Here is a 5,241-nt window from a genome sequence, read left to right on the forward strand (position 1 = left end):
CGATCTTCTTAAACAAGTTACAAAACAACAAAACCGTCAGGTTTTAATCGATGGACACTGGATTTGCGACTTTGCTTCTTGCAACTATTTGGGATTAGATTTGCATCCGCAAGTACAAGAAGCTATTGCTCCGGCCATTAGTAAATGGGGGACTCATCCGAGTTGGTCAAGAGCCGTGGCTTCTCCCGACCTCTATCGCATATTGGAGAAAGCACTATCCAATTTGGTGAAAGCACCCGATGTTCTGGTATTTCCGGCCTTGACACTACTTCACATGGGGGTGATTCCGATGTTGGCAGGAAAAGAGGGTATAATTTTCATTGACAATGCAGCCCACCGCTCTGTTTCTGAAGCCTGTCGTCTGGCTCAACAAGATGGTGCAAAGGTCATAAATTACAGGCACAATGATTTAGATGATTTGGCTGACAAGCTAAAGCGTTATGCCAATGCACCAGTGAAGCTAATTGCGATCGACGGCGTTTATTCAATGTCGGCTAATTATGCCGACTTGCCATCCTACGTAAGCTTAGCCAAGCAATACGATGCCACAATTTATGTTGATGATGCTCATGGCTTTGGCCTAGTGGGTGAAAATCCCACCCCAGAAATGCCTTATGGTCAGTTTGGCAACGGTATTGTCAATCATTTTGGATTGCAATACGCCGAGGATCACATTGTTTACTGTGCAGGACTGTCAAAAGCTTTTTCTTCCTTTGGCGCTTTTGTCACCTGTACTGATGCCAAAATGAAGAGAATGCTGTCAACTGCTTGGACAGCGATATTTTCGGGGCCTTCGCCAGTGGCCAGCTTGGCCAGTGCGATCGCCGGACTGGAGGTCAATCTACAAGAAGGAGAAATGTTACGACAACATATCTATCACCTGACGCAAAAGCTAGTGATCTCAGCCAGAAAAATTGGGTTTGAAGTCGATAACCAAGGCTCCTTCCCGATCGTTAGTGTCGTGGTGGGATCTGTCGAATCGGCCATCGCTGCCTGTAAAACACTATGGAAGTATGGAATACTTATCACTCCGGGTATTTTCCCCGCTGTTCCCTACAATCGCAGTATCTTGCGGTTTTCGATCACTGCGGCCAATACCGAGATTGAAATAGATCAAGTACTGGTTGCTCTCAAAGATATTCACACTCAAATGTCAAATGAACTAATCACCACAAAAAACTAGCTAACTTAATAGAATATTTCCTTATGACACAATCAATCGATAAAACCACGCTCATTTCTAGCACATGCGTAGTTAATTCTTACAACGAATGGGATCCATTGGAAGAGGTGATTGTTGGGATTGTTGACGATGCCATGTTTCCATCTTGGAACACTATTAATCAATGGACTGTTCCTCCGGGTGCGTGGGACACGGTGGAAGAGATTGTTGGGGAAGGAGGTGTCGCTTACCCCACAGAGTTTGTGACTGCTGCAAAAAAATGCCTGGACGAATTCGTACATATCCTGGAGGCAGAGGGTGTGATTGTCCGAAGACCTGATCGTATGGACTTTGCAGCTCCCTATTCCACCCCGGCTTGGCAGATCGATAATGGGTTTTGTGCGGCAAACCCCCGCGACGTTTTTATAGTTGTTGGCAATCAAATCATTGAAGCGCCAATGGCCGATCGAGGACGTTATTTTGAAAGCTGGCCTTATAGATCGCTGCTCAGAGATTACTTTAAGCAGGGAGCGCAATGGGTGGCAGCTCCTAAGCCCCGGCTCCTGGACGATCAGTATGACCCGAATTACCAGGTGGCTGAAGATGGCGAACCAATGCGGTTTGTAACTACCGAATTTGAGCCAACCTTTGATGCAGCAGACTTTGTGCGGTGTGGTCGGGATTTGTTTGCTCAAAAGAGTCATGTCACAAATAGCTTGGGGATTGAATGGTTGCAACGTCATCTGGGAGAAGAATACCGCATTCATCTGTTGGAGTCTCGCTGTCCCCAGGCTATGCATATTGACACGACCTTTATGCCCCTGGCTCCAGGGAAAGTTCTGGTCAATCCAGAATTTTTGGACATCTCAGCCCTGCCTAAGATTCTCAATAGTTGGGACATATTAGTGGCTCCCTACCCACTATTTACATCCACCAACAAATTAGGTGTCATCAGCGGCTGGGCAAATATGAATATGTTGATGTTAGATCACGAGCGGGTGATTGTGGAAAAATCTCAGGAGCCAATGATTCAAGCACTTAAAAATTGGGGCTTTGTTCCAATTCCCTGCTCGTTTGAAAACTATTATCCCTTTGCAGGGTCGTTTCACTGTGCTACCTTAGATATTCGTCGCAGTGGCGGTTTGCAATCCTACTTTTGAGAGCCAGGAAGCACAAGGAGCAAGGGTTTAAGCCTACTCAAAATCTCTGATTTGTGTAGTGCAATCAGTATAGGTCTGAACGCTAGTGCATCTCTCAAAGAGAAGCTTACACTGCAAGAAAAACCTCCTGCCTTCTTCACGATATAGATTTATGCACTTTCCAGTCTCCCCAGTAAAGTCCGCCATTTTCATTACTGCTGCCTCCAGTGGGATAGGAGCCGCCTGTGCTAAAACATTTGCAAAGCAAGGGTTTTGGGTATTTGCAGGAGTCAGGGATCTCGACAAAGGAGCAGCATTACAACAGGAAGCCGGAGACAATATTACTCCGGTACTGCTCGATGTTACCGATTTAGCTACGATTGAAGCAGCAGTAGCTCAGATCAGTGCGGCCCTATGTCAGCAGGATGTATTGCTGAACGGTTTATTAAATAATGCCGCTCAGGAATACATTGGACCTTTTGAGCTTTTGCCATTGGAGTGGGTGCGTCAAGAAATGGATGTTGGCTACTTTGGCTATTTATCTATGATTAAGGCTTGCTTGCCTCTGTTAAGGCGATCGCAAGGCCGAATTGTGAATATTAGTTCGATTAATGGTCGGTGCGTATTTCCAATTGTCGGTAGTGGCTGCGCTACTAAATATGCGATCGAAGCATTGTCTGATGCCCTGCGGCTAGAGTTGGCTCCTTGGAACATTAAAGTAGCACTGATTGAACCCGCCGTTGTGGTTACCCCCCTATGGCAGAAGTCCCAAGCAACCTTTGAGAAGTTGTCTAGTCTAGTCGCACCAGAACAGTTAGCTCTTTACTACCCCTCTTGGGCAAAAGCAGTAGAGAAAGCCGCTTTAGATACTCAACGATATTACACAATGGGAGTACCCGTTGAACAGGCTGTCAAAGTGGTTGCTCATGCCTTGTTTAGCAAAAGACCCAAAATTCGCTATTTACTAGGCTGGAATGCCAAATTAATCGCTGTGGTTCGTTGGCTTCTCCCCGATTGGCTGTTTGATCGCTTGGCAATTTCTGTGTTTCATTAATTTTAAATTTACGAAGAAACTATCAAATATGGAGCAGCGCAATACCCAGGGTATGGGTGTTTTTATTCTCGTTTGGTTGGGGCAAATCCTCTCATTGCTTGGCTCCGGCCTAACTAGCTTTGTTCTGGGTATTTGGGTTTACCAACAGACTGGCTCTATCACTCAATTTGCGCTCATCTCCATGTTTGCCTATCTGCCGAGTGTTCTACTTTCACCCCTGGCTGGTACCCTTGTGGATCGTTGGAATCAAAGATGGGTGATGCTTGTTTGTGATACAGGATCGGGTTTAACCCTTTTGGTGATTGCCTATCTTATTGTTAACGAACGTCTGGCAGTTTGGCATATCTATGGAGCGGTTGTCATCAACTCTATTTTTAGCTCCTGTCACTGGCCGGCATATATGGCAGCAGCTACTTTATTGCTACCAAAACAACATTTGAGCCGTGGGACTGGCATGATGCAGATCGGTGATGCTAGTCGTCTAGTTGCTCCTTTGCTGGGAGGAGTATTACTAGATACTATCCAACTATGGGGTGTGATTCTAATTGACTGCATTACTTTTGCGATCGCTTTCGTGACTTTGGTAGTGGTGCGATTCCCAGAGGTTAAAGCAGTACCTCCATCGACCAAGGGTGCAGTGCTGCAAGAAGCAGCTTATGGCTGGACTTATATTCGGGAACGTGTGGGGTTATTGGCACTTGTGTTCTTTATGGCCGGTGCTAACTTCTTGCTAGGGGTGGTAGAAATTATAGCTACTCCTATGGCTCTGTCATTTACTTCTCCAACAACTTTGGGCACGATTTTTTCTATTGGCAGCATGGGAATATTAGTTGGTAGCTTCTTGGTTAGTCATTGGGGTGCTAAGATGAAACTGATTTATGGTGTTTTGGGTTCTCAACTGATCAGTGGGCTATCAGTTTTAATAGTAGGCTTCCATCTTACCGTTGTAACTTTAACTATTGCTATATTTGTCTCGTTTTGGGGTTTAGCAACGCTTAATGGCTGTAGTCAACTGATCCTTAGAAAAAAGGTTGCGATCGAGGTTCAAGGCAGAGTTTTTGCCTTCAGCCGCACACTTGCGGATGCTACTATCCCTCTAGCCTTTGGGGTTACAGGTTTTTTAGCCGATCAGATTTTTGAACCATTGATGGCAAATAATGGTTTACTGGCACCAACTGTCGGACAAGTTATTGGTGTTGGACCTGGGCAGGGAATGCGTCTCTTGGTCATGATTGTAGGATGCTTAACAGTGTTCATGAGCATTTATGCCTGGCAATTTCCGCGTTTAAGATTTGTTGAAAAAGAATTACCCGACACAATAGGTTTAACTAGCTAAACACAATCACTCAAGGGCATATCCATTCTTTACACTTTTAGCTTCCATTCCATTAATAATTGCACTTCTGTTTGTATACTAAAATTAGTATTTATTACCAACTTCTGCCTTATTGAACTCTAAATATTTACATTTTCTTACTTGTGTTTTTCATCGCATATTGCTCTCTATTCCTAATACCAAAATGATTTGTAGGTAAAACCTCATGAGTTTAGCAACTATTACCCAGGAAAAGCCAACTCTAGAAATTAATGCTTCGCGCCAGTTCACTTCTTGGTTGTACGAGCAAAATATGAGTTTGGCTTTTACTACTTATCAAGCAGGAAAACTATTATTCATCGGTTTACGAACAGATGGTAAATTATCTGTATTTGAACGTACCTTCAATCGGTGCATGGGACTATATTCTCATGGCAACAACTTGTACATGAGTTCTTTATATCAGTTGTGGCGGTTTAAAAATATTTTGGAGCCTGGTCAATCTCATAATGACTACGATGCTATTTATCTACCACAATTGTCATACTTTACCGGAGACTTAGATATTCAC

At 44.3% G+C, this 5,241-nt stretch carries 5 protein-coding genes; all 5 read left to right on the forward strand.

All coding sequences use genetic code 11. The features are described from left to right. A partial coding sequence (locus LC574_RS25340) for a pyridoxal phosphate-dependent aminotransferase family protein (RefSeq protein ID WP_229456302.1) occupies positions 1-1,183 on the forward strand: 1,183 nt, incomplete at its 5' end. 23 nt (positions 1,184-1,206) lie between these two features. After that, positions 1,207-2,322 carry an amidinotransferase gene (locus LC574_RS25345; protein WP_229456303.1) on the forward strand — a complete coding sequence of 372 codons (1,116 nt, stop codon included), beginning with the start codon at positions 1,207-1,209 and terminating at the stop codon, positions 2,320-2,322. Between the two features lie 151 nt (positions 2,323-2,473). Next, positions 2,474-3,355: an SDR family oxidoreductase gene (locus LC574_RS25350; RefSeq protein WP_229456304.1), complete on the forward strand. Its 882-nt coding sequence runs from the start codon at positions 2,474-2,476 to the stop codon at positions 3,353-3,355. A 28-nt stretch (positions 3,356-3,383) separates the two neighbouring features. Further along, positions 3,384-4,691, forward strand: coding sequence for an MFS transporter (locus LC574_RS25355; protein WP_229456305.1), 1,308 nt, complete (start codon positions 3,384-3,386; stop codon positions 4,689-4,691). A 205-nt stretch (positions 4,692-4,896) separates the two neighbouring features. Then, positions 4,897-5,241: DUF4915 domain-containing protein (locus tag LC574_RS25360; RefSeq protein ID WP_229456306.1), on the forward strand; the 345-nt coding region annotated here is incomplete at its 3' end.

It is taken from the genome of Nostoc sp. CHAB 5715, from assembly GCF_020829685.1.
Taxonomy (GTDB): domain Bacteria; phylum Cyanobacteriota; class Cyanobacteriia; order Cyanobacteriales; family Nostocaceae; genus Nostoc.

What these genes read in the sequence shown, in the direction of transcription:
- LC574_RS25345 (WP_229456303.1), top strand. Translation starts at nt 1,207, where the DNA reads ATGACACAATCAATCGATAAAACCACGCTCATTTCTAGCACATGCGTA.
- LC574_RS25350 (WP_229456304.1), top strand. Translation starts at nt 2,474, where the DNA reads ATGCACTTTCCAGTCTCCCCAGTAAAGTCCGCCATTTTCATTACTGCT.
- LC574_RS25355 (WP_229456305.1), top strand. Translation starts at nt 3,384, where the DNA reads ATGGAGCAGCGCAATACCCAGGGTATGGGTGTTTTTATTCTCGTTTGG.